Source organism: Pseudocitrobacter faecalis (assembly GCF_965231525.1).
Taxonomy (GTDB): Bacteria; Pseudomonadota; Gammaproteobacteria; order Enterobacterales; family Enterobacteriaceae; genus Pseudocitrobacter; species Pseudocitrobacter faecalis.
The window spans coordinates 1,831,031-1,852,917 of record NZ_CBDDNJ010000002.1; the positions used below are offsets into that span (position 1 = coordinate 1,831,031).

23 protein-coding genes and 3 tRNA genes are annotated in these 21,887 nt (G+C 52.8%); 10 read left to right on the forward strand and 16 right to left on the reverse strand.

Going from position 1 to position 21,887, the window contains the following annotated elements; all coding sequences use genetic code 11:
• Positions 1 to 44: 44 nt before the first annotated feature.
• Entirely contained in the window at positions 45 to 1,010 is a 966-nt protein-coding gene (gene ldtC, locus ACOXYR_RS09510; RefSeq protein ID WP_113856972.1) for a L,D-transpeptidase LdtC, read from the reverse strand.
• A gap of 453 nt (positions 1,011 to 1,463) precedes the next feature.
• Here ldtC and ACOXYR_RS09515 point away from each other — a divergent pair, with 453 nt between their 5' ends.
• On the forward strand, positions 1,464 to 1,760 hold the full coding sequence (locus ACOXYR_RS09515) for a fimbrial protein (protein ID WP_108474392.1): 297 nt from the start codon (positions 1,464 to 1,466) through the stop codon (positions 1,758 to 1,760).
• Between the two features lie 126 nt (positions 1,761 to 1,886).
• Here the strand turns inward: ACOXYR_RS09515 and ACOXYR_RS09520 are convergent.
• The 3 genes from ACOXYR_RS09520 to ACOXYR_RS09530 form a co-directional block, all read right to left on the reverse strand.
• Positions 1,887 to 1,963 (reverse strand) — tRNA-Val (locus tag ACOXYR_RS09520).
• Between the two features lie 4 nt (positions 1,964 to 1,967).
• Positions 1,968 to 2,044, reverse strand: a tRNA-Val gene (locus ACOXYR_RS09525).
• A 4-nt stretch (positions 2,045 to 2,048) separates the two neighbouring features.
• Positions 2,049 to 2,125: transfer RNA gene (locus ACOXYR_RS09530), tRNA-Val, on the reverse strand.
• Between the two features lie 239 nt (positions 2,126 to 2,364).
• Here ACOXYR_RS09530 and zinT point away from each other — a divergent pair.
• On the forward strand, positions 2,365 to 3,018 hold the full coding sequence (gene zinT, locus ACOXYR_RS09535; RefSeq protein WP_421355972.1) for a metal-binding protein ZinT: 654 nt from the start codon (positions 2,365 to 2,367) through the stop codon (positions 3,016 to 3,018).
• A 33-nt stretch (positions 3,019 to 3,051) separates the two neighbouring features.
• On the opposite strand, the gene mdtK is transcribed toward zinT, so the two are convergent.
• Complete coding sequence (gene mdtK, locus ACOXYR_RS09540; RefSeq protein WP_108474390.1) at positions 3,052 to 4,425, reverse strand: MdtK family multidrug efflux MATE transporter; 1,374 nt, start codon at positions 4,423 to 4,425, stop codon at positions 3,052 to 3,054.
• 237 nt (positions 4,426 to 4,662) lie between these two features.
• On the opposite strand from mdtK, the gene ACOXYR_RS09545 reads away from it, so the two are divergent.
• On the forward strand, positions 4,663 to 5,307 hold the full coding sequence (locus ACOXYR_RS09545; RefSeq protein WP_015964246.1) for a riboflavin synthase: 645 nt from the start codon (positions 4,663 to 4,665) through the stop codon (positions 5,305 to 5,307).
• A 33-nt stretch (positions 5,308 to 5,340) separates the two neighbouring features.
• Here the strand turns inward: ACOXYR_RS09545 and cfa are convergent, their stop codons facing one another.
• Complete coding sequence (gene cfa, locus ACOXYR_RS09550) at positions 5,341 to 6,489, reverse strand: cyclopropane fatty acyl phospholipid synthase (protein WP_108474389.1); 1,149 nt, start codon at positions 6,487 to 6,489, stop codon at positions 5,341 to 5,343.
• Between the two features lie 297 nt (positions 6,490 to 6,786).
• A complete protein-coding gene (gene punC / locus ACOXYR_RS09555; protein WP_421355973.1) occupies positions 6,787 to 7,971 on the reverse strand; it encodes a purine nucleoside transporter PunC in 1,185 nt (394 codons plus the stop codon).
• 109 nt (positions 7,972 to 8,080) lie between these two features.
• Between punC and punR the strand changes: the two genes are divergently transcribed.
• Positions 8,081 to 9,013, forward strand: coding sequence for a DNA-binding transcriptional activator PunR (punR, locus tag ACOXYR_RS09560; RefSeq protein ID WP_108474387.1), 933 nt, complete (start codon positions 8,081 to 8,083; stop codon positions 9,011 to 9,013).
• Here the strand turns inward: punR and purR are convergent.
• Entirely contained in the window at positions 9,010 to 10,035 is a 1,026-nt protein-coding gene (gene purR, locus ACOXYR_RS09565) for an HTH-type transcriptional repressor PurR (protein WP_108474386.1), read from the reverse strand. The two genes, punR and purR, sit on opposite strands and share 4 nt — an antisense overlap.
• Before the next feature lie 294 nt (positions 10,036 to 10,329).
• On the opposite strand from purR, the gene cydH reads away from it, so the two are divergent.
• Together cydH and ACOXYR_RS09575 are read left to right on the forward strand one after the other, a co-directional pair.
• A complete protein-coding gene (gene cydH, locus ACOXYR_RS09570; RefSeq protein WP_015964251.1) occupies positions 10,330 to 10,419 on the forward strand; it encodes a cytochrome bd-I oxidase subunit CydH in 90 nt (29 codons plus the stop codon).
• A 161-nt stretch (positions 10,420 to 10,580) separates the two neighbouring features.
• Positions 10,581 to 11,747 carry an MFS transporter gene (locus ACOXYR_RS09575; RefSeq protein ID WP_108474385.1) on the forward strand — a complete coding sequence of 389 codons (1,167 nt, stop codon included), beginning with the start codon at positions 10,581 to 10,583 and terminating at the stop codon, positions 11,745 to 11,747.
• A 39-nt stretch (positions 11,748 to 11,786) separates the two neighbouring features.
• Here the strand turns inward: ACOXYR_RS09575 and sodB are convergent, their stop codons facing one another.
• Together sodB and ACOXYR_RS09585 are read right to left on the reverse strand one after the other, a co-directional pair.
• The gene (gene sodB / locus ACOXYR_RS09580; protein WP_189623087.1) at positions 11,787 to 12,368 is read right to left on the reverse strand and encodes a superoxide dismutase [Fe]; all 582 of its coding nucleotides are present in this window, start codon (positions 12,366 to 12,368) and stop codon (positions 11,787 to 11,789) included.
• Positions 12,369 to 12,490: 122 nt separating this feature from the next.
• Positions 12,491 to 13,348, reverse strand: a complete 858-nt coding sequence (locus ACOXYR_RS09585) for a C40 family peptidase (RefSeq protein WP_108474413.1) — start codon at positions 13,346 to 13,348, stop codon at positions 12,491 to 12,493.
• A 340-nt stretch (positions 13,349 to 13,688) separates the two neighbouring features.
• Here ACOXYR_RS09585 and ACOXYR_RS09590 point away from each other — a divergent pair, with 340 nt between their 5' ends.
• Complete coding sequence (locus tag ACOXYR_RS09590; protein ID WP_421355974.1) at positions 13,689 to 14,036, forward strand: Grx4 family monothiol glutaredoxin; 348 nt, start codon at positions 13,689 to 13,691, stop codon at positions 14,034 to 14,036.
• Positions 14,037 to 14,106: 70 nt separating this feature from the next.
• On the opposite strand, the gene rnt is transcribed toward ACOXYR_RS09590, so the two are convergent.
• The 4 genes from rnt to ACOXYR_RS09610 all read right to left on the reverse strand — a co-directional run bounded on the left by rnt (position 14,107) and on the right by ACOXYR_RS09610 (position 17,097).
• A complete protein-coding gene (gene rnt, locus ACOXYR_RS09595) occupies positions 14,107 to 14,751 on the reverse strand; it encodes a ribonuclease T (protein WP_108474383.1) in 645 nt (214 codons plus the stop codon).
• 104 nt (positions 14,752 to 14,855) lie between these two features.
• Positions 14,856 to 15,263 carry a lactoylglutathione lyase gene (gene gloA / locus ACOXYR_RS09600; protein WP_015964257.1) on the reverse strand — a complete coding sequence of 136 codons (408 nt, stop codon included), beginning with the start codon at positions 15,261 to 15,263 and terminating at the stop codon, positions 14,856 to 14,858.
• 84 nt (positions 15,264 to 15,347) lie between these two features.
• Positions 15,348 to 16,445 (reverse strand): alkene reductase, encoded by a 1,098-nt coding sequence (gene nemA, locus ACOXYR_RS09605; protein ID WP_350437218.1) that lies wholly within the window; start codon positions 16,443 to 16,445, stop codon positions 15,348 to 15,350.
• A 55-nt stretch (positions 16,446 to 16,500) separates the two neighbouring features.
• Positions 16,501 to 17,097: a TetR/AcrR family transcriptional regulator gene (locus ACOXYR_RS09610; protein WP_421355975.1), complete on the reverse strand. Its 597-nt coding sequence runs from the start codon at positions 17,095 to 17,097 to the stop codon at positions 16,501 to 16,503.
• 101 nt (positions 17,098 to 17,198) lie between these two features.
• On the opposite strand from ACOXYR_RS09610, the gene ACOXYR_RS09615 reads away from it, so the two are divergent.
• The 3 genes from ACOXYR_RS09615 (at position 17,199) to sodC (ending at position 19,008) form a co-directional block, all read left to right on the forward strand.
• Positions 17,199 to 17,465, forward strand: coding sequence for a DUF1289 domain-containing protein (locus tag ACOXYR_RS09615; protein ID WP_199538645.1), 267 nt, complete (start codon positions 17,199 to 17,201; stop codon positions 17,463 to 17,465).
• A 48-nt stretch (positions 17,466 to 17,513) separates the two neighbouring features.
• A complete protein-coding gene (locus ACOXYR_RS09620) occupies positions 17,514 to 18,410 on the forward strand; it encodes an aldo/keto reductase (RefSeq protein WP_421355976.1) in 897 nt (298 codons plus the stop codon).
• Positions 18,411 to 18,486: 76 nt separating this feature from the next.
• Positions 18,487 to 19,008 carry a superoxide dismutase [Cu-Zn] SodC gene (gene sodC, locus ACOXYR_RS09625; protein WP_108474378.1) on the forward strand — a complete coding sequence of 174 codons (522 nt, stop codon included), beginning with the start codon at positions 18,487 to 18,489 and terminating at the stop codon, positions 19,006 to 19,008.
• Here the strand turns inward: sodC and ACOXYR_RS09630 are convergent.
• Both ACOXYR_RS09630 and ACOXYR_RS09635 read right to left on the reverse strand, forming a co-directional pair.
• On the reverse strand, positions 19,001 to 21,025 hold the full coding sequence (locus tag ACOXYR_RS09630; RefSeq protein ID WP_421355977.1) for an FUSC family protein: 2,025 nt from the start codon (positions 21,023 to 21,025) through the stop codon (positions 19,001 to 19,003). The two genes, sodC and ACOXYR_RS09630, sit on opposite strands and share 8 nt — an antisense overlap.
• Positions 21,022 to 21,879 carry an efflux RND transporter periplasmic adaptor subunit gene (locus ACOXYR_RS09635; protein ID WP_189623093.1) on the reverse strand — a complete coding sequence of 286 codons (858 nt, stop codon included), beginning with the start codon at positions 21,877 to 21,879 and terminating at the stop codon, positions 21,022 to 21,024. Before ACOXYR_RS09635 ends, ACOXYR_RS09630 begins: the two co-directional genes overlap by 4 nt.
• Between the last annotated feature and the right edge of the window lie 8 nt (positions 21,880 to 21,887).

The following is a 21,887-nucleotide window of genomic DNA, read 5'->3' on the forward strand; positions in this document are numbered from 1 at the left end:
GAGTGATCACATCACTCAGGGCTTTTGCTTGTCTGGAATCAGCGTTACATCGATTGCTCTTGCCCAATGCGATGGCGGGTGACGTCAACTGGCATGCCGGAGCGCAGCTCCATCGCATAGTTCATCACATCCGTATTCGTTTGTGTCTTTTCTTTAAACGCGCGCATCGTCTCATTCAGCACGATAGGCAGCGTTTTCGGGTCATCATCGATATGTTTCGATAGCGGTTGGTGAACTTCAACTAAATGTACGCCGCCAGGTTCGACCGAGGCTTTAATTGGCGTGTTGATGATATTCACTTTGGTACCCGGGGTAACTTTCTCAAACAAGTTGCGGATATCACCGTCACGCAGGCGAATGCAGCCGGAACTGACGCGCATGCCGATACCAAAGTCGGCGTTGGTTCCATGCAGCAGATAAACGCCGCCCTGAGCCGCCAGGCGAATGGCGTGATGGCCCATTGGATTATCCGGGCCAGCTGGCATTACCGCCGGCAGAATAATGCCCTGTGCTTTATAACGCGCGCGAATATTTGCCGTGGGAGTCCAGGTTGGGTTGGCACGTTTGTCCGAAACGGTGGTCACCATGGTTGGGGTCACCGTATCACCGCCTAACTGACCAATGCCAATAGGGTAGACGGTTACTTTGTTGCTTCCTGGTGGGTAGTAATAGAGGCGCAATTCCGCGAGATTGATGACGATGCCTTCACGCGGCACGTCCGGCAAAAGCGTTTGCAGCGGAATCGTCAGCACGCTGCCCGCACGCGGAACGTAAGGGTCTACGCCCGGGTTTGCCTGCAACAGAGCAAGGAAACCGACGTTATACTTTTTAGCGATTGCCTCCAGCGAGCCCCCGTCATTCTCAACTACGTGATAGCGGTTCTCCCCGACGAGACGGCTGCCGTTGGATGGCAGCGGCCAGGTATTGGCGGAAACGGGCAGACTCCACGCTACGGTGGCGGCAAGCGCAATGCCCATTGCCCAGCGGGTAAAACGTCTTTGTTTACTCATCATGTTTATCCAGTTAACAAGTCGCTAAAACATAAACGGATATTATGATTGCTGAAAGTGTCGGGAAGTGAGGCGCGATTGCAAGTATGTGTAAATGTTTCCGATTAGCGGCTCTTTAAGCCAGGACTACCAGCCCGAGCAGAACGCTATTTTGACCATGACCTGCATTTCTCGCGGACCATCATCATGTCGCAAATAATATGAGGATGAGATCTACGACACGTATCTGCGTCAGATCTCATTTTTGATTATCGAGAGAAGATATTGCGGGTAATACTATTTTCAGCCGTAAAAAATCACGCTACATTAATTCTGAGCTTGAGAAAATTCTTAAATGATTCTCAGTTTGTTGGGATGTGATGTGGGACGGTTGAAATAAACGCTTATCAATGATTGATGGGTTTTCGTTCACCGCGTCACCGGACTTTCTCACAGGACGTGAGGTATACACGGATGAAACGTACTCTTCAGTATGGCCTGATGGCCGCTCTCTTTGCATGCCCGCTATTAGCGAACGCTAATTCAGGGGTGATTCATTTCCGCGGCTCGATTGTTGAAGAAGCCTGCCGCGTCAATCCTGAGCGTGATGTGGTTCACGTCTCCTGTTTCCGTGACGGAAAGCAGCAGCGTGAAACGCAATCGTTACGTGAGGGCGCTCAATTTACAATGATGCAGCATCTCGCGACTGCACAAGTTTATAGCGTTGCAGACCATCCTGATTTACAGGTATTACAGATTACTTATCGCTGAACAACATTGAAGGCATCGTGGGTAATGGGCAAATCGTTGTTCATTACTCATGGTGCTTTTTATTTATTCGAAATAACTAATGCGCAGAAAACAAAGGATAAGAAAAAGAGGGGAGAGAAAAGAGAATGGTGCGTTCGATTGGACTCGAACCAACGACCCCCACCATGTCAAGGTGGTGCTCTAACCAACTGAGCTACGAACGCATAATGGTGCGTTTAATTGGACTCGAACCAACGACCCCCACCATGTCAAGGTGGTGCTCTAACCAACTGAGCTATAAACGCAAAATGGTGCGTTCGATTGGACTCGAACCAACGACCCCCACCATGTCAAGGTGGTGCTCTAACCAACTGAGCTACGAACGCATTGTTGCCGTGACAACGGGGACGAATATTAGCGGCAGCCGCGGGATGTGGCAAGGGGAAAATGTGCAATTTCATGTGACTGGAGAAGTTTTACGCATATCTGGCGCATTTTTCTGCCGTTAAGGTTTAATCGTTGACCCACGGTGCTTCCGGGTGAGAGAGGTGATGACATTATGCTCGTCTCGTGTTGATGTTTGATATGTTATAATATAACATTCATTTTTTTCGCGAATGAGGGAATGACGTTGAAGCATCTGGGGAAAATAACACTGACCATTGCTGCGCTGATGACGAGCAGCGCGGTGTCCGCACATGGGAATCACAGTCATGGCGTACCTTTGACGGCAGCCGAACAGCAGGCGGCAAACGGTATTTTCGAGGATAGCGCGGTAAAAGATCGTGCGCTTTCTGACTGGGATGGCGTGTGGCAATCCGTTAACGGCCTTCTGCTAAATGGCGACCTTGATCCGGTATTTAAGCAGAAAGCAGCAAAGGAATCAGGCAAAACTGCCGAGCAAATCAAGGCTTACTACCGCAAAGGGTATGCCACCAATGTCGAAACGATTGGTATCGAAAATGGGGTGATGGAGTTCCATATAGGCGATAAGGTTAACGCCTGTCACTACCGTTACGCCGGGCATAAAATTTTGACCTACGCGTCAGGTAAGAAGGGGGTACGCTATCTTTTCGAGTGTCAGGATGCAGGTTCAGCCGCGCCAAAATACGTACAGTTCAGCGATCACACCATTGCGCCGCGTAAATCCGCCCATTTCCACATTTTTATGGGTAATACATCCCAGGAAGTGCTGCTAAAAGAGATGGATAACTGGCCGACCTACTATCCATGGCAAATGACCACAGAACAAGTTGTGGATGAAATGCTACATCATTAATGAAAAAGCCGCACGGATGCGGCCTTCAAAGGATTAGCGCGAAGCTCGCTGCAATATCAGGCTTGACGGCTGACGCTGTAAAAAGCGCATTCTCAGCATCATCATAATCGCTGCAGAGGTCAGGCCGATAATAAAGCCGAGCCAGAAACCGGCGGGGCCCATTCTCTCAACCACCAGGTCGGTAAGCGCCAGCACGTAACCGCTTGGCAGGCCCAACACCCAATAAGCGATAAAGGTGATAAAGAAGATGGAACGCGTATCTTTATAGCCGCGTAGAATACCGCTGCCTATCACCTGAATGGAGTCAGAAATCTGGTACAGCGCCGCCAGCAACATTAACTGTGCTGCGAGCGTGACCACCTCGGGATTATCGTTATACAGCAGGGCGATATGCTCGCGCAGCGAGACGGTGAAAATGGCCGTCAGCACCGCCATGCAAACGCCGACACCCAGCCCGGTCCAGGCTGATGTTTGGGCATCGAGGGTTGAACCCTGGCCCAGTCGGAATCCTACGCGAATCGTGACCGCCGCGGCCAACGACATCGGCAGAACGAACATCAGCGAGCTAAAGTTCAGCGCAATCTGGTGGCCAGCGACATCGACAATACCCAGCGGGGACACCAGCAACGCCACCACGGCAAACAGCGTGACTTCGAAAAACAGCGCCAGTGCAATGGGCAGGCCGAGTGACGAGAGGCGCTTAAGTACCGCAATATCGGGTTTAACAAAACCCTTTTGATTGCGAATATCGCGCATGGAACCGGCATGTTTAACGTAATAGAACATACTGATAAACATTACCCAGTAGACCGCCGCTGTAGCAACGCCGCAGCCCACGCCGCCCAGTTCCGGCATGCCGAAATGACCGTAGATAAAGATATAGTTCACCGGAATGTTGACCAGTAAACCAATAAACCCCATCACCATACCCGGTTTGGTTTTTGCCAGCCCTTCGCACTGGTTACGTGCGACCTGGAAGCACAGATAGCCAGGTGCGCCCCACAACAGTGCGCGCAAATAGCCGACGGCTTTATCCGCCAGTGCCGGGTCGATATTATGCATTGAGCGGATGATATAGCCCGCGTTCCACAGAACAACCATAATTAACACGGACACCAGGCCCGCCAGCCAGAATCCCTGGCTAACCTGCGCTGCGATGCGCTCGCGACGGCCCGAACCATTGAGCTGAGCAATGACTGGCGTCAGCGCCAGCAGCAGACCGTGACCAAATAAAATGGCCGGTAACCAGATGGAGGTACCGATAGCCACGGCGGCCATATCGGTCGCGCTGTAACCGCCCGCCATCACGGTATCCACAAACCCCATTGCCGTTTGGGCAACCTGCGCAAGAATCACGGGGATAGCCAGAGCCAATAACTGACGCGCTTCGCTAAAATACTTCTGCACGTTAACACCTATATTTTTTGTTATTTGAGAGACAGAAAAGCCGCCTGAACAGGCAGCAAGAAGATAAAAAAGAGGATTGCCAGCTATTGTAGCGGGGATTTGCCATTAAGCCAGTCTAAAAATCGTCGTCTTTGCGCCGAGGCTGGCAACCTGTTTGGGCAACTGTTATTGTTCGTATCAGAAAATACGGTGTGGCTGTAAGCCCCGCCGGAGTAATTATCGACAGGAGTTAAGTGCATGTTTACTGGTATTGTGCAGGGCACGGCAAAAATCGTGTCCATCGATGAAAAACCGAATTTCCGCACGCACGTTGTTGAGCTGCCGGACTACATGCTGGATGGCCTGGAAACGGGTGCATCGGTAGCGCATAACGGCTGCTGCCTGACCGTGACCGAAATTAATGGCAATCAGATTAGCTTCGATCTGATGAAAGAGACGCTACGCATTACGAATTTGGGTGATGTGAATGTGGGTGATGTGGTGAACGTTGAACGCGCGGCCAAATTCAGCGACGAAATTGGCGGGCATTTGATGTCGGGCCATATTATGACGACCGCTGAAGTGGCGAAAATTGTCACCTCCGAGAACAACAAGCAGATCTGGTTTAAAATCCAGGATCCCTCACTGATGAAATACATCCTGTATAAAGGTTTTATTGGTATTGATGGGATTAGCCTGACGGTCGGTGAAGTCACGCCAACCCGTTTCTGCGTGCACTTGATTCCGGAAACTTTGCAGCGTACCACGCTGGGGGCGAAACGTCTGGGGGATAAAATCAACATTGAGATTGACCCGCAGACTCAGGCCGTTGTTGATACGGTCGAGCGCGTACTGGCAGCGAAAGAAGCCGCAGCCATCGCGGCGGCGCAGCCTGAAGCATAAAAAAATCCCCCGGTTGATGCCGGGGGATTTTTACTAGCGTGCGACGCGTAAACCGTGTTCCACGCCGCGCGAGAAAACCACCTGCCAGAGATGAATATCACGCGCGCGAAATGCCCCCGCGCAGGCGTTGAGGTAATACGTAAACATCCGCTTGAACCGTTCCGAATAGTTGTCAGCAATTTCCGGCCAACTCTCCAGAAAACGTTCATGCCATGCCATCAGCGTGGTGTCGTAATCCGCGCCAAAGTTGTGCCAGTCTTCCATTACAAAGTGTGGTTCACTGGCATCCGCGATGTGGCGTACGGAAGGGAGGCAACCGTTTGGGAAGATGTATTTGTTGATCCATGGATCGACGTTAAGGTCTGTACGTTTTGAACCGATAGTATGCAGCAGGAATAAACCGTCAGGTTTCAGGTTCCTGTCGACCACCGAGAAATAAGTGGCATAGTTTTTCGGCCCAACGTGTTCAAACATACCGACGGACACGATGCGGTCAAACTTATCGTTCAGGTCACGGTAGTCCTGAAGCAGAATCGTCACGTCCAGCCCTTCACAGCGCTGTTGCGCCATTTTCTGCTGTTCTGCGGAGATGGTCACGCCGACAACGCTGACACCATAATGCTCCGCCATATATTGCGCCAGCCCGCCCCAACCGCAGCCAATATCCAGCACGCGCATGCCGGGTTCAAGATTCAGTTTCTGGCAAATCAGGTTGAGCTTCGCCTGCTGGGCCTCTTCCAGAGTTTGGGCGTCTTTCCAGTACCCGCAGGAGTACTGCATAAAGGGATCCAGCATGCGGCTGAAGAGATCGTTGCCAAGATCGTAATGCTCTTTGCCGACCATCCAGGCGCGTTTTTTACTTTGCAGATTAAACAGGCGGGCAGCAGCGATGCGCAGCGTATCTTTCAGGTGGCGGGGCAGTTGATTTTCAAGGCCAGCGCGCAGGACTTTCTGAAAGAAAATGTCGAGACGCTCGCATTCCCACCAACCGTCCATATAGCTTTCGCCTAACCCCAGGGAACCTTCCTGCAAAACACGCTTAAAGAACTGGGGATTTTTGATCTGCAAGTCTGCGGGGGCGTTACCGTTAATTTCGATGCCTGCCCGGCTTAACAGTTCGTTGGTTATACGGTACCAGTCATCATTCGGTACGCTAACTTCTTCTATACACGATGAGCTCATAGCTTCTCCATCCCGACCCGGTGATCAGAACCTTAAAACAGCGTAGACGCTTTTTAGAGTTTGTGAGAACTCTCACGGAATTTCCGTGAGCCTGCTATCCGACGTAGCACAGAGGAAGGGAGATTTCCCTTGCCGAAAAGACCATCCATGGGGAACCGGGAGGCGTCCTGCTCCCGTTAATAAGTAATAACTATCGTAATTATGTGACACCGATTCAGTATAGGACGCAAAATCTACTGATTCAATTAAAAATCTTAGCAAACTAACTACGAGTTAATAACATTGATATTCATGATGTTAGGCGCGTGAAGTTTCTTCTGCTGAATTTTCCTCTGCGCCAGCCTGCATCTTGTAGCCTATTCCGGCCAGAACGACGGTGGCGACCATCACGCTGGTGGTTGCCAGCAGCGGGGCGGCAATCAGTGAAGAAACCACCAGGCTTGCCAGGAAGCAAAGACCTAATTGCAGCGTATTCTGTAATGCTGCCGCACGGCCTGTTGCCTGAGGGAACGGTCGCAGCGCGCGCGCTACCACAATCGGGTAAATGGCGCCGTTGGCCATTGCCATCACGCAGAACGGTATCAGCAGGGCGGTGAGCGAGACATGCGCGGTGAGGCCGACGCCCCAGGTGGCAAGGACGCTGACAGCGTAAATTAACAGCAGCCATGGCAGCAGTTTTGCGCCATCCCACTTTTGCAGTGCTGCGCGACAGCCATAACCACCGACGAGGAAAGCAATGGTTTGTGGCACATAACTCAGTCCAATCACGGTCGGGCTATATCCCATCGCATTCAGAATAAACGGTGAGCCCGTCAACCAGGCGAAGAAGCTTGCCGAGCAGGCCGCATACACCAGGACGTTACCGCGATAATCGCGACTGCGTAACAGCTTCATAAATGTCAGCTTATCGCCACTTACCGTGACCTTTTTGTGAGCGGATTTCAGGCGCAACGCGGGGATCATCAAAATCAGCGTGATGGCAAAGAGCGTAGCAAAGATAGCCTGCCACTCAAAGTGGTGCAGGATCCAGCTTCCCAACAGCGGTGCCAGCGCCGGAGAAAGCCCGACCAGCGGCATAATGGTCGCGAAAATACGGTTAGTTCGCTGTGCCGGATAATAATCGGTCACCATCGCCTGCCAGGTTACCGCTGCGGCACATACGCCGACTGCCTGCACGAATCGCAGAACGAGCAGGGTGGTGGCATCGCGTACCCACAGCATTCCCAGACAACCAAGGGCAAAAATCGTCAGGCCAATCAGCAGGACAGGCTTGCGGCCATAGCGATCTGAGAGCGGCCCCCACAGCAGCTGTGCTACGGCAAACCCGGCAAGGAATAAACTCAGACTCGCGCTCACGGCGGCAGCCGGTGTTTGCAGATCGCTTTGAATCGCGGCGAAAGCCGGAAGATACATATCGGTGGCGAGGAAGCCTAAAACACTCAGGCCCGCCAGCCAGACTAAAAATCCTTTCCCAGGTTGCATAAAAACGCCTTTTTTGTACAGATGAGGAGGCTGAGAGTGTAGAGAGTGAAAACTGCCTTGTGAAACGCTAATATTTGCGTAGTGGTTTCAAAAATTTTGTGAGCAGAAAATGTGGTCTGAATATTCGCTGGAAGTTGTGGATGCTGTCGCGCGGAACGGAAGCTTTAGCGGCGCGGCAAATGAGCTCCACCGTGTGCCTTCTGCAATCAGTTATACAGTACGGCAACTCGAGGAGTGGCTGGCGGTTCCGCTGTTTGAACGTCGTCACCGGGATGTGGAATTAACCCCTGCAGGGGCATGGTTTTTGAAAGAGGGGCGCTCTGTTATCAAAAAAATGCAGATCACCCGTCAGCAGTGTCAACAAATAGCCAACGGCTGGCGTGGGCAGTTGGCGATTGCCGTGGATAACATTGTCAAACCCGAACGCACACGACAGATGATTGTTGATTTCTATCGCCACTTCAGTGATGTAGAGCTGCTGGTCTACCAGGAAGTTTTTAATGGCGTATGGGATGCGCTGGCGGATGGGCGAGTTGAACTGGCGATTGGCGCGACACGCGCGATACCCGTAGGGGGGCGATATGCGTTCCGGGATATGGGCATGCTGAGCTGGCAGTGCGTGGTCGCCCGCTCGCATCCACTGGCACAAATGGAGGGGCCGCTCAGTGATGACGTGTTGCGCAACTGGCCGTCACTGGTGCGCGAAGATACATCGCGTTCGTTACCTAAACGTACCACCTGGTTACTGGATAACCAGAAGCGGGTCGTGGTACCGGACTGGGAATCGTCAGAAACCTGTTTATCTGCTGGATTATGCGTTGGAATGGTGCCAGATCATTTTGCGCAACCAAAGATTGATAAAGGCGAATGGGCGGCACTGGCACTGGAAAACCCGTTTCCCGATGCCGCCTGTTGTCTGACCTGGCAGCAAAACGACAGTTCACCAGCGCTAAGCTGGTTACTCGACTATTTAGGGGACAGTGAAACGCTGAACAATGAATGGTTGCGAACGCCCGACTCGAGCGTCCGCAAAGACGCTTAACGGCGGTAATCGCGGAACGGGCCGTCGGCCACGGAACGGCGTTCAATCAGGCGCGGGTGCACTTCGATGGACTGCGACTCTTCGCGTTTGCTGACGATTCTGTCCATCAGCATATTGAAGGCGGTTTCCCCGAGGGAGTCCTTCGGCTGGTGGATAGTGGTCAGTGCTGGCGTAAAGAAACGCGAGTTGCGCACGTTGTCATAACCAATCAGCGAGATATCCTGCGGCACGCGCAGGCCCATTTCGTCTGCGGCGCACAACGCGCCCATCGCCATGATATCGCCGCCGCAGAAGATAGCGGTAGGGCGCGGATTCTGGGACAGTATTTGCTGCATCGCGCGGTAGCCGGACTCCGGTTCGAAATCGCCCTGCACAATCCAGTTTTCCGGCACCTTGATCATCATCTCTTCCATGGCTTTCATAAAGCCAGCCAGACGACCCGCGCCGGTGTTACGCTCCAGTGGGCCTGGGATCACGCCGATTTCGCGATGTCCGCGTTCCACCAGATAACGACCAGCCATGTAGCCGCCTTCAAAGGCGTTATCAATAACCGAGTCGGTAAAGTCGGCTTTCGCTTCACCCCAGTCCATGACCACCATCGGAATATGGCGGTATTCTTCCAGCATTTGCAGCAATGATTCCGGATATTCTGAACACATCACCAGCAGGCCGTCCACGCGCTTCTGCGCCATCATTGAGAGATACGCGCGCTGTTTCTCAAGATTGTTCCACGCATTACCGAGGATCAGGGTATAGCCTTTCTGGAAGCAGTTCTTCTCAACGGCTTCAATAATTTCTGCAAAGTAGGCAGCTTCACTGCTGGTCGCCAACAAACCAATGGATTTGGTGTGATTGACCTTCAGACTGCGGGCCACGGCGCTGGGAGAGTAGTGCAATTCTTTGATTGCCGCCCACACCGCTTCACGCGTCTCTTCGGCGACAAAACGCGTCTTGTTAATCACATGTGATACAGTTGTAGTGGAAACGTTTGCGCGCTTCGCTACATCTTTAATAGTTGCCATTCCATCTCACTCCAGACCCGGGCCTGCCCCTGATCGATTCAATACGAAAACGTTTGCCTTCACTCACCCTGGCGCAATGTTATGAATTGCGGTTCGCCGGGAAAACGACACAGGACGACAGGAGGGGGTCAATGGCCGATACACTTTTTAATAAGCGTCGAATTTTGTCTTATCTTTGACAAAAGTGGAAGCGCAAAATCGGTTATTGCGTGAAATCCGGGAAGATTTTTGCGATTAAGTGTGCAAAAATGACATAGCTCACTTTTGGTGTGGGGATAATAAGGAGAAAAATTGATGAGTACCGAACTGAAGATGTCAATTACCACCACGGTTATTACGCTGGCGCTGATCGTTGCTGCTGCGCTGACCGCCGTCCTGCATTAACCCATCCTAAAGGGAGAGACGGCTCTCCCTCTCTTCGATTGTTATCAATTCAGCAAAAATATTTTGCTAATTTGTTCACTTCTGTTTTTTTGTGATTGATGTCATGCTTTTGCCATCTGTTGTCACGCCGCCTTGCGTTTGCGGCAAACCGGAGTCAAAGCATGAAAGTGAATTATCCCTTACTGGCGTTAGCCGTAGGCGCATTCGGAATCGGTACCACCGAATTTTCGCCAATGGGGCTATTACCCGTTATTGCCAAAGGGGTTGATGTCTCGATTCCCGCCGCTGGCATGTTGATCAGCGCTTACGCTGTAGGTGTGATGGTTGGCGCGCCGCTGATGACGCTGCTGCTTTCACATCGCGCACGGCGCAACGCGTTAATCTTCCTGATGGCGATTTTCACTTTGGGCAACGTCCTTTCCGCGATTGCACCGGATTACACTACGTTAATGCTGTCGCGCATTATTACCAGCCTCAATCACGGTGCGTTCTTTGGTCTGGGATCGGTTGTTGCCGCAAGCGTGGTACCGAAAGATAAACAAGCGAGCGCCGTCGCGACCATGTTTATGGGGCTGACCATCGCCAACATCGGCGGCGTTCCGGCGGCAACATGGCTCGGAGAAACGATCGGCTGGCGTATGTCGTTCCTGGCGACGGCCGGGCTCGGCGTGATTGCGATTATTGGTCTGTGGCTGTCGCTGCCGAAAGGCGGGGCGGGTGAGAAACCGGACGTGAAGCGTGAACTGTCGGTGCTGGTTCGCCCGCAGGTACTGTCTGCGTTGCTCACCACCGTGCTGGGCGCGGGGGCGATGTTCACGCTCTATACCTACATTTCGCCGGTGCTGCACACTATCACGGATGCGACACCTGCCTTTATCACATTGATGTTGGTGCTGATTGGTGTAGGTTTCTCCATCGGCAACTATCTTGGTGGTAAATTTGCAGACCGTTCAGTCAGCGGTACCCTGAAAGGTTTTCTGCTGCTGTTAATGTTGATAATGCTGGCGATCCCGTTCCTGGCGCGCACGGAAATCGGTGCCGCATTCAGTATGGTGGTGTGGGGCGCGGCGACCTTTGCGGTGGTGCCACCGTTGCAGATGCGCGTAATGCGTGTTGCGCATGAAGCGCCGGGGCTTTCTTCTTCCGTCAACATTGGCGCGTTTAATCTCGGTAATGCTTTAGGTGCCGTAGCCGGTGGTGCGGTGATTTCTGGCGGACTGGGTTACAGCTTTGTGCCGGTGATGGGGGCGATTGTGGCAGGACTGGCGCTACTGCTGGTTTTCTTCAGCAGCCGCTCTCAGGGTGAAGAGGTCGTGGTAAGCCAGTAACAACAACGCAGAAGGGGAAACCCTTCTGCGTCATTTTCTTTATGCCGCCAGATTCTCAGCAACAAACTTCCAGTTTACCAGCGCCCAGAAGTGCTCCAGATAGCTAACGCGTGCATTACGGTAATCAATATAGTAAGCGTGTTCCCACACATCGACCGTCAGCAGCGGTTTGGCATCCGTCGTCAGCGGCGTACCTGCGTTAGAGGTAGAGACAATTGCCAGGCTGCCGTCGACTTTTTTCACAAGCCAGGTCCAGCCAGAACCGAAGTTCTTCGCGGCTGCATCGTTGAACTGCGCTTTAAACTCAGCAAAGCTACCGAAAGAACGGTTGATGGCTTCCGCCACGTCACCGGTCGGTTCGCCACCGGCATTCGGTGCCAGGCAGTGCCAGTAGAAGGTGTGGTTCCAGACCTGTGCTGCGTTGTTGAACACGCCGCCTTCAGAGGTGCGAATGATCTCTTCCAGTGATTTGCCCTCAAACGCCGTCCCTTTAACCATATTGTTCAGGTTGGTAACGTAAGTCTGGTGGTGTTTCCCATAATGATACTCGAGCGTCTCGGCAGAAATGTGCGGTGCCAGAGCGTCTTTGGCATACGGTAATGCAGGTAATTCGAACGACATTGCTACTCTCCTTTTTATAGTTAATATCCCCAGTAACCCTGTACTGAGTGTGGATAGAGTAGCAAATTAAAAGGTGTGATAAAAGAGAAGGTTACCCTGCCAGATGTGTGGCAGGGTAGGGGTTAGCGGATGGTTTTCGGCGTCATTACGCGGCGTGCGCCGACGTAGTGGCGATCCCAGTAGTCTTCACTGAGGGAGGTAATTTGAATATCGCGACCGGTACGCGGAGACTGAATAAACTTTCCACCGCCGATGTAGACACCAACGTGATCGGCGGTGCCGCGTCCACGCGTGCGGAAGAACACTAAATCGCCGCTCTCCAACTCACCCCGGTCAATCGCACGGGCATCGCGCAGGTGATACATTTCGTTAGCTGTTCGCGGAATACGGAATTTCACCAGATCTTTATAGGCGTAATAAACCAGACCGCTGCAATCAAAACCGGTGCGCGGAGACGTGCCACCCCAGCGGTAAGGTTTGCCAATCTGGCCCATCAATTTGTTCATCGCGGTTTTTTGTGCTTTCTGCACGCGCGCCTTGTGCGCTTCAGCAATAGTTAACGGTTTGCTCTCCACCTTGCTGGTGGTACAGGACTTCCTGTGACCTTTTCGGGCAACGCATTTGGTGGTGACGTTTGCCGCTGCGGTTTTCATCGCGCTGCTCTTACTGCGACGCGTTGAGGCCGTTCTGGTGGTGCTGGCGGCGCGCGCGGTGCGGGATGATTTGCTGGCGGTAGAGGCGATTTTTTTACTTGCCGTCGCCTTCGTGGTGGTTTTTTTACTGGTTGAGGCGGTGGACTTCTTCTTGCTGCTGCTTTTGCTGACGGTATTTTTCTTCTTCCGTTCGCTTCCCTTTGCGGAGAGCGATTTTTGCGCCGACGTGGCTTTCGTATGACCGGAAGCGTGCGAGAGCGGCGAGAATGTTAATGATGAAAACAGCAAAGCACAGAGCGTGATCGACATTTTTTTTATTCGCGCCACTGAGCAATCCTCTGAGTATGGAGGCATAAAAATTCATGCCTGGGTATGATTTACAAAACTCATCAATTCTAATCCATATAAAGCAATAAAGTTAATAGCGATTTTGTATCTAAAATAGTGTTTCGTTAGCAAGTGCAAAAAAAAACAGCAATCGAAATACAATGAGCTAAAAAATGGACAGTTTTTTAGTCAGCAGGTTGCTAAAGTGACATTTCACAGGCATCTTCTGTGCTCAGACGTTAAAATAGTAAAGCGTGAATAAAATGTTATTTTCCGTCTGAGGTCTGAAACGCTACAATGTCAGACTACATGTGGTATTCGAAGTTAAGGAAGTAAGACAATGAGCACAACTGTTGAAACAATCCAACGTCAGATCGCTGAGAACCCCATCCTGCTGTACATGAAGGGTTCCCCGAAACTGCCGAGCTGCGGTTTTTCCGCACAAGCTGTGCAGGCGCTCTCTGCCTGTGGCGAACGCTTTGCTTACGTAGATATTCTGCAAAATCCGGAGATCCGCGCAGAGCTGCCGAAATACGCAAACTGGCCGACCTTCCCGCAACTGTGGGTTGATGGCGAGCTGGTTGGCGGCTGCGACATCATCATCGAGATGTACCAGCGCGGCGAATTGCAGCAGTTGATCAAAGAAGCTGCTGCAAAATATAAAGAAGAAGAGCCAAAAGCGGAGTAATTCGCGAAAGGCGCTTTTGCGTCAGCGGGCACAAAAAAGCGACCTGGAACGGTCGCTTTTTTTATGAGATTTATTCTGCTGCTATTGGTAGCGGCCAGCCGCCCAGGCGTTTCCAGCGGTTGACGATTTCGCAGAATAACTGCGCGGTTTGTTCCGTGTCGTACAGCGCGGAGTGTGCCTGCTCGCCGTCAAAGGCCATACCTGCTGCGATGCAGGCTTTCGACAGAACGGTTTGCCCCAGCGCCAGACCGCTCAGGGCAGCGGTATCGAAGGTGACGAAAGGGTGGAACGGGTTACGTTTCAGATTCGCGCGCTCGGCGGCGGCCATCATAAAACTGTGATCGAAGGTGGCGTTATGCGCGACCATAATGGCACGGTTGCAGCCCGCGTCCTTCAGGCCTTTGCGCACCATTTTGAAAATAGCATGCAGCGCATCATATTCGCTCACGGCGCCACGCTCCGGGTCAGTCGGATCGATACCATTAAACGCCAGCGCTTCCGGTTGCAGATTCGCACCCTCAAACGGCTCAACATGGAAATGTGCAGTGGTGTCCGGCATCAACCAGCCATCTTCATCCATTTTCAACGTGATCGCTGCAATTTCAAGCAGAGCATCAGTTTTGGCGTTGAATCCGGCGGTTTCTACATCAATCACCACGGGATAAAAACCACGAAAACGGTCGCACAGACCATTCAGTTGCGCATTGTCGGACATTAGAATCTCTTAACCTGAAAAAAGTAGCGCGCATTATGGCAAATTTTGCCAGGAGATGCAGTAAAAGCGGATAAAAGAACGGACGCCGTAGCGTCCGTGGGGAATCAGTTGCCGAGGCCTTTACCGGCATCTTTTTCTTCAATCAGTTCGATTTTATAACCGTCCGGATCCTCAACGAAGGCGATAACCGTGGTGCCGCCTTTTACCGGGCCCGCTTCACGCGTAACGTTGCCGCCGTTGTTGCGAATGCGTTCGCAGGCTTCAGCCGCGTTATCGACGCTCAGGGCAATGTGACCATACGCATTGCCGAGATCGTATTTATCGACGCCCCAGTTATAGGTCAGCTCAATCACGGCTTCGTCTTTTTCATCGCCATAGCCGACGAAGGCGAGGGAGTATTTGTATTCAGTGTTTTCACTGGTACGCAGCAGTTTCATACCCAGGACTTTGGTGTAAAACTCGATGGAACGTTGCAGGTCACCAACACGAAGCATGGTGTGTAATAAGCGCATAATTTCCTCTCACTGGATAATCATTATTCAAAACAAAACATTATTTTAGTATAGCGGCCGATCCCTGCCGCTATCAATGTGCGATTACAGGGTAGGGTAATCGGTGTAACCTTCGGCGTCGCCGCCGTAGAAGCTTTCCGGACGCTGAGGGTTGAGTTCCGCTTTGCGTTGCAGACGGGTCACCAGGTCCGGGTTGGCGATATACGCACGGCCAAAGGCAACGGCATCAATTAACCCTTTTTGAATCAGATCTTCGGCTTTTTCAGGAGTATAGGCGCCGGCACCAATAATCACACCCTGGAAGCGGGCGCGCACTTTCTCGCGGAAAGTTTCGCTATAGGGTTCGCCACCGGCCCAGTCTGGTTCAGACATGTGCAGGTAAGCAATCCCGCGTTTGCCCAGTTCCTCTATCAAATAGAGCGCGTCGGCTTCTTCGTTCGGGCCATTATCCAGGCTCTGGAAGGTACCAATCGGCGAGACGCGGATCCCAACGCGGTCGGCACCCCATTCTTCAATTGCGGCATCAACCACTTCCAGCACCAGACGGGCACGGTTTTCGACGCTGCCGCCGTACTGATCGGTACGGTGGTTAGAAGAAGGCGACAGGAACTGATGCAGCAGATAACCGTGTGCAGAGTGCAGTTCAACCAGGTCGAATCCGGCCTCACGGGCATTGGCGACTGCTTGACGGAAATCATTCACAATTCCCGGGATCTCTTCGGTTTCCAGGGCGCGCGGCATCGACGTATCCACGCGAATGGCATGACCGTTTTCGTCACGCAGAGAAGTACGTGTCCCCGCGCTCAGAGCAGACGGGGCAACCGGAGCCTGGCCGTCAGGTTGCAGGCTTGAGTGGGAAATACGCCCGGTATGCCAGAATTGCACGGCAATACGCCCCCCTTCAGCATGAACGCCGGCGGTGATTCTCTGCCACGCAGCAATTTGTTCTGCACTGTAAAGACCTGGCGCGCCAGCATAACCTTTCGCCTGGGCGGAGATCTGCGTCGCTTCAGAGATAATCAGCCCTGAACTGGCTCGTTGACGATAATACTCGGCCATCAGCGGTGTTGGGATATCGCCCGGCTCAATGCTGCGTAAGCGGGTGAGCGGGGCCATAAAGACACGGTTAGGGGCAGTAACAGCACCCACTTTCAGTGGGGTAAACAGTTTTTCTTGCGACATGGTGACTCCTGAGTAGACCGGTCGTCTAGTAATTCGGTAAAATAAAACGCCCTTATTACGCGGGCGCGGCAATTATAATTTTGGCGTGAGCCAGCGCGCTTTCCAGCGGCGTTGAGCTCTTAGAAATCTTGGCCTGGAGGTTCGCGCCAAGCCAGAGTGAATAGAGCACTTCTGCCTGGGTATGCGCCTCGCCGTCGAAGCGTAAACAACCGTGACGACGGCCTTGTTCCAGCGCCTGCCCGAGCAGGTTTATGATTTCACTGGCGCCTTTATTCATTTCTGCACGCATGTCTTCCGACAGGTCGCACACTTCAGCGGAGAGTTTCACGGTTAAGCAGCCACTAATTTTACCCTGCTGGCAAAACTGATTAACGGCCTGCTGATAGTAAGCCAGCAGGCGGTCGCGATACGTTCCTTCACCAGCGGCAAAATGTTGCGCGAGGCGCTGGTGGTAGTCGGCAAAATAGCGTTCAAGCATGGCGACGCCAAAGGCTTCTTTTGAACGGAAATAGTGGTAGAACGATCCTTTCGGCACTTCCGCCGTTTTCAACAGTTCGCTTAAGCCCATTCCAACAAAACCGCGCTGCATGCAAAGTTGCTCGCCGGTGGCCAGAATATGTTCGCGGGTATCATGTTCACTATGTTTGCTCATGGGAAAATAATCTAATAGACCAATCGGTCTAGTGCAAGTTTTTTTTCATCCCTCCCGTTGACGATAAAGTTGCACAGCCGGGCGTAAACGTCTTCAATGAGATGATATATCGAGAACAGGAGGCCAACGTGGCGGAGCAACTGGAATTTTTCCCGGTGCAGAGTCCGTGCCGGGGAATTTGTCAGAGTGATGAGCGTGGATATTGCCGTGGATGTATGCGCAGCCGCGATGAGCGCTTCAACTGGCAAAAGATGAGCGATGGGCAAAAGCAGGAGGTGTTACGCCTCTGTCGACAACGTTTGCTGCGTAAAATACGCGCAAACAAGACGGTCGATGCCGAAGAACCTCAGCAACCCTCACTGTTTTAAGGGCAGAATTGCGTATACTCATAGCAAATTTTCATTGAGGAAGCTGCTATGGTTCAGCGTATTACCCTGGCGCCGCAAGGCCCGGAATTTTCACGTTTCGTCATGGGATACTGGCGTTTGATGGACTGGAACATGTCCGTCCGTCAGCTCGTCAGTTTTATTGAAGAGCATCTCGACCTCGGGGTGACGACAGTCGACCACGCCGATATCTACGGCGGATACCAGTGTGAAGCCGCCTTTGGCGAAGCAATTAAGCTTGCGCCGCATCTGCGCGATCGTATGGAAATCGTCACCAAATGCGGTATCGCCACTACGGCGAAAACCGAAAACGTTCTGGGCCACTATATTACCGACAGCAAGCACATTATTAGTAGCGCAGAGCAGTCGCTGATTAACCTGGCGACCGACCGTCTTGACCTGCTGCTGATTCATCGTCCAGATCCACTGATGGACGCCGATGAAGTAGCGGAAGCGTTTCTGAACCTGCATCAGAGCGGAAAAGTGCGCCACTTCGGCGTCTCTAACTTTACGCCAGCACAGTTTGCGTTGTTGCAGTCGCGTCTGCCATTTACTCTGGCGACCAACCAGGTAGAAATCTCGCCGATTCATCAGCCAGCCATTCTGGATGGTACGCTGGATCAACTCCAGCAACTGCGCATTCGTCCGATGGCCTGGTCTTGTCTGGGCGGTGGTCGCTTGTTTAACGACGACGAGTTCCAGCCGCTACGTGCTGAACTGGCGCAGGTCGCCACAGAGCTGAACGCCGCCAGTATTGAGCAGGTGGTTTACGCATGGGTGCTGCGTCTGCCCTCGAAACCGTTGCCCATCATCGGATCCGGCAAAATAGAGCGTGTGCGATCAGCGATTGAATCCCTGTCGCTCGAGATGACGCGCCAACAGTGGTTCCGCATCCGCAAAGCGGCGTTAGGCTATGATGTTCCCTGAGTGATTTCCCCGGCTTCCGGTGAAAATCGTGTCCCTGGTTTACACTTAACGGGGACACGACAGTAACGGAGGCATCATGAAACGATTTACTCTGACGATCCTGGCGCTGGCTTTTTCAGCTGGAGCGCAGGCAGCGGGTGACAATGTCGAAATGAATCTTGTCACATCCCAGAGCGTCGGCCAGTCAATTGGTAGCGTCAAAATCAGTGAAACCGATAAAGGGCTTGAGTTTGCGCCCGATCTCAAGGCGTTACCGCCTGGAGAACACGGTTTTCATATCCACGCCAACGGCAGTTGTCAGCCAGCCATCAAAGACGGAAAAGCCAGCGCCGCGGAAGCCGCAGGAGGGCATTTCGATCCTGAAAACACCGGTAAACATGAAGGGCCGGATGGTAAAGGTCATCTCGGTGATTTACCGGCGCTTATCGTTGATAAAGACGGCAAAGCCACCACCCCGGTGTATGCACCACGCCTGAAGAAATTGGCGGACATTGAAGGCAAAGCGCTGATGATTCACGTTGGCGGCGATAACATGTCCGATCATCCCAAACCGCTGGGCGGCGGCGGGGCGCGCTATGCCTGTGGGGTAATTAAGTAGTTCGTTCGGTAATCGTTCCGGCTACCGGTGCCTGTTCCAGTTGTGAAAGTGAACAGTGCAGTCGCCAGATAATCGACGCCAGTTCACGGGCGGCGGGCTGGTGATGATGGGACAGCGCCTCGGAAATACGTTGTAATTCCTGTAATGACGTGGTGAGCGGGCGTTGCTGTACGCCGCGCTCGCTCATCACATCCCGCAGCAGACTAATACAAAGATCGCGTACCTGTGAAAGCGGGTCAGAGCGCGCTTCCCAGCTACGTAACTGCCACACGACGTGACTACAGTTCAACAACACTACGCCCCAGCGCAGCAGCCAGCGCCGAGCCAGGTCATCCTTACTGTTACTTAACTGACTGATATGATGATAAACCAACGACTCAAAATCGTGCTCGCTGTTGGTTGGGTGTCGGCTGAGTTGATCAACAAAGTGACGCCGTAACGCACGAATATGACGGCGGCTTTTGCGCGCATCGGAGCCGGGTTTCAGTACGGCAAACGCCATCCACGCCAGTCCTACGCCGAGCATTTTAGCCAGATTGTCATTTAAAAAATCGGCAAAGTCGTAGACCGGCGGATTGGTCACGGCAATAAACGAGCCCATAAAAACAATCAGTTGCCCCCATAATCCCGCGCGTTTGGGCATTTGTAATTTGAACAATTGCATCGTGGTCAGCAGCGGAAACAGGAAAAGCAGAAATTGCCACAGATCGGTGATCTGTACCATCAGGCCAAATTTCACCACAAAGCTGAAGAGCGAGAGCAGCACCAGGGTGCGCATCAATAATGTTAGGGAGTTAAACGGCGAAGGAGAGACGGAATAGAGCACGCAGCAGATAGCCGACAACGTGAGTGCCGCCGCACCGGACTCCCACTGGGTACTGATGGCCCAGGCGCCGACAGCCAGCAAAGCGCAGAAAGTACGCACGCCGTTCCAGGCAGCTTCCGCGTGGTCCGTATGACGCATGAGTGCCGGGGCTGCAGGCACACGGAATTCCGAAATAGCGGTGGCGTTTTCCAGCCGTAAAAGCCAGCGGCTGCTGTCGAGGTAGACGCGGCAAAAATAACGTAATCGTTCCCAGAAGGCGCGATGACGGTAATCCTCTGGATCGGTCGGGGCCAGCGGCGCAATGATTCGCGCTACGGTGTAGACGTCACAACCAGGCCGTGCCAGCGCCTGTAAAAGTTGTTCGATCACCGGGCGAATATTTTCCGGTGGATTGGGCCAGTTGAGCAGCATGCGCCGCAGGCTGGAAATGACGCTGGTCAGCCGTAATTGTTGATGCAGAAGGGCATTCAGCAATGAATTTTGCTGGCGAAAGCGGTAATGGCTCCAGAAAGCCTGAATACGCAGCAGATTCATGGTGAGAATTTGGCCGATCACGCTTTCATGCGCGGTGCGGATGGCATCGGTAGTCACCGGTTGCCAGAGCAGGCTGGCGTGTTCCAGCAGGCGCGCATGCATGTTTTTAAGCGCGGTTAGCAGTGCGGTCCCATCGGACGTACTGGGCAGAATCATCATCATCAACCCGCCACATAAAATGCCGACAATGACCTCGCAAACACGCGCCTGAGCAATCGTCCACAGTTCGGTGGCATCGGCGACGTTAATCACCGGAAAAGCGATAATCGCGCAGGTATAGCCCGCCAGTTGAAAGGCGTAGGCCACGTTGTTGGTGAACATCGCGCACGCCCAGGTGCAAAAGCTTATCCAGCCCGCCATACAGACTAAAAACAGCCACGGATCGGTTAGGGTATGACCCGCAATAATCACCGCAGCCCAGGCACCAAAGAGACTACCGGCGATACGGCCAAAACTTTTGCTGATAACGCCGCCGACGGTAGGGAAACTCACCACCGCCGCAGAGGTCATCGCCCAGTATGGTTCATCCAGTTGCAGGTAGTAGGCGATGCTCAACGCCAGACACATGGCGATGCCGTTACGTAATGCGTATCGCCACTGTGTCGGGGTTGCCTTAAACCAGGGGAGTGACGCCAGGCTCAGACTCGGTAAGGTCATTTTTTGCTGCCAATCGACACGGAGCAAGTAGTCCCGGCGACCAGCACTACGTCATCCGGTAAGCTATCAAATTCGATGCGCACCGGAACGCGCTGTGCCAGACGAACCCACGGAATATTAGGTTTGATATCGGCGACCAGGCTGCTGTCACTCTCCAGACTCTGGTCGTAAATCGCACGGCCAATACTGTTAACGTGACCCTGTAACGTTTTGCCGTTGCTGTAGAGCTGAATTGTGGCGCTATCGCCTGGCGAGATATGGCGCAGCTTGGTCTCTTCAAAATAGCCGACAACATAGAATGAATGACTGTCAATCAACGCAAACACAGGTTGCCCCTGTGTAGCGTAGTTCCCGACACGAGTAGAAAGGTTTGTAACCCAGCCATCGACGGGTGCTTTAACGATGGTTTGCGTCAACTGCCAGCGGGCATGTTCCAGTTCTGCGGCAGCGGCATCCCCGGTGGCTTTGGCGGCTTTGACCGACATATTTGCGCTATCGAGATCTTCTGCTGAAATATAGTTATGCGGCAGGTTCTGTCGGCGTGTGGCCTCGTGGTTAGCTTTCACCAGATCGGACTGCGCTTTTGCCAGTTGCGCTTCAGCGTTCATTACAGCGATGCGCCACGGCGTGGGGTCAATCTCAAACAGGACGTCGCCTGCTTTAACAAACTGGTTATCCTTCACATTCAGCTTAAGGATGCTACCGGAAACCTGCGGGGTAATATTCACCTGCTCTGAACGAATTTTTCCGTCACGTGTCCAGGGCGATTGCATGTAGTAGTTCCAGCACAGCCAGACCGCGATAGCCGCCAGAGCAGCAACCAGAAGCGTAGAGAAATATTTTAATTTTTTCATTTAGATAG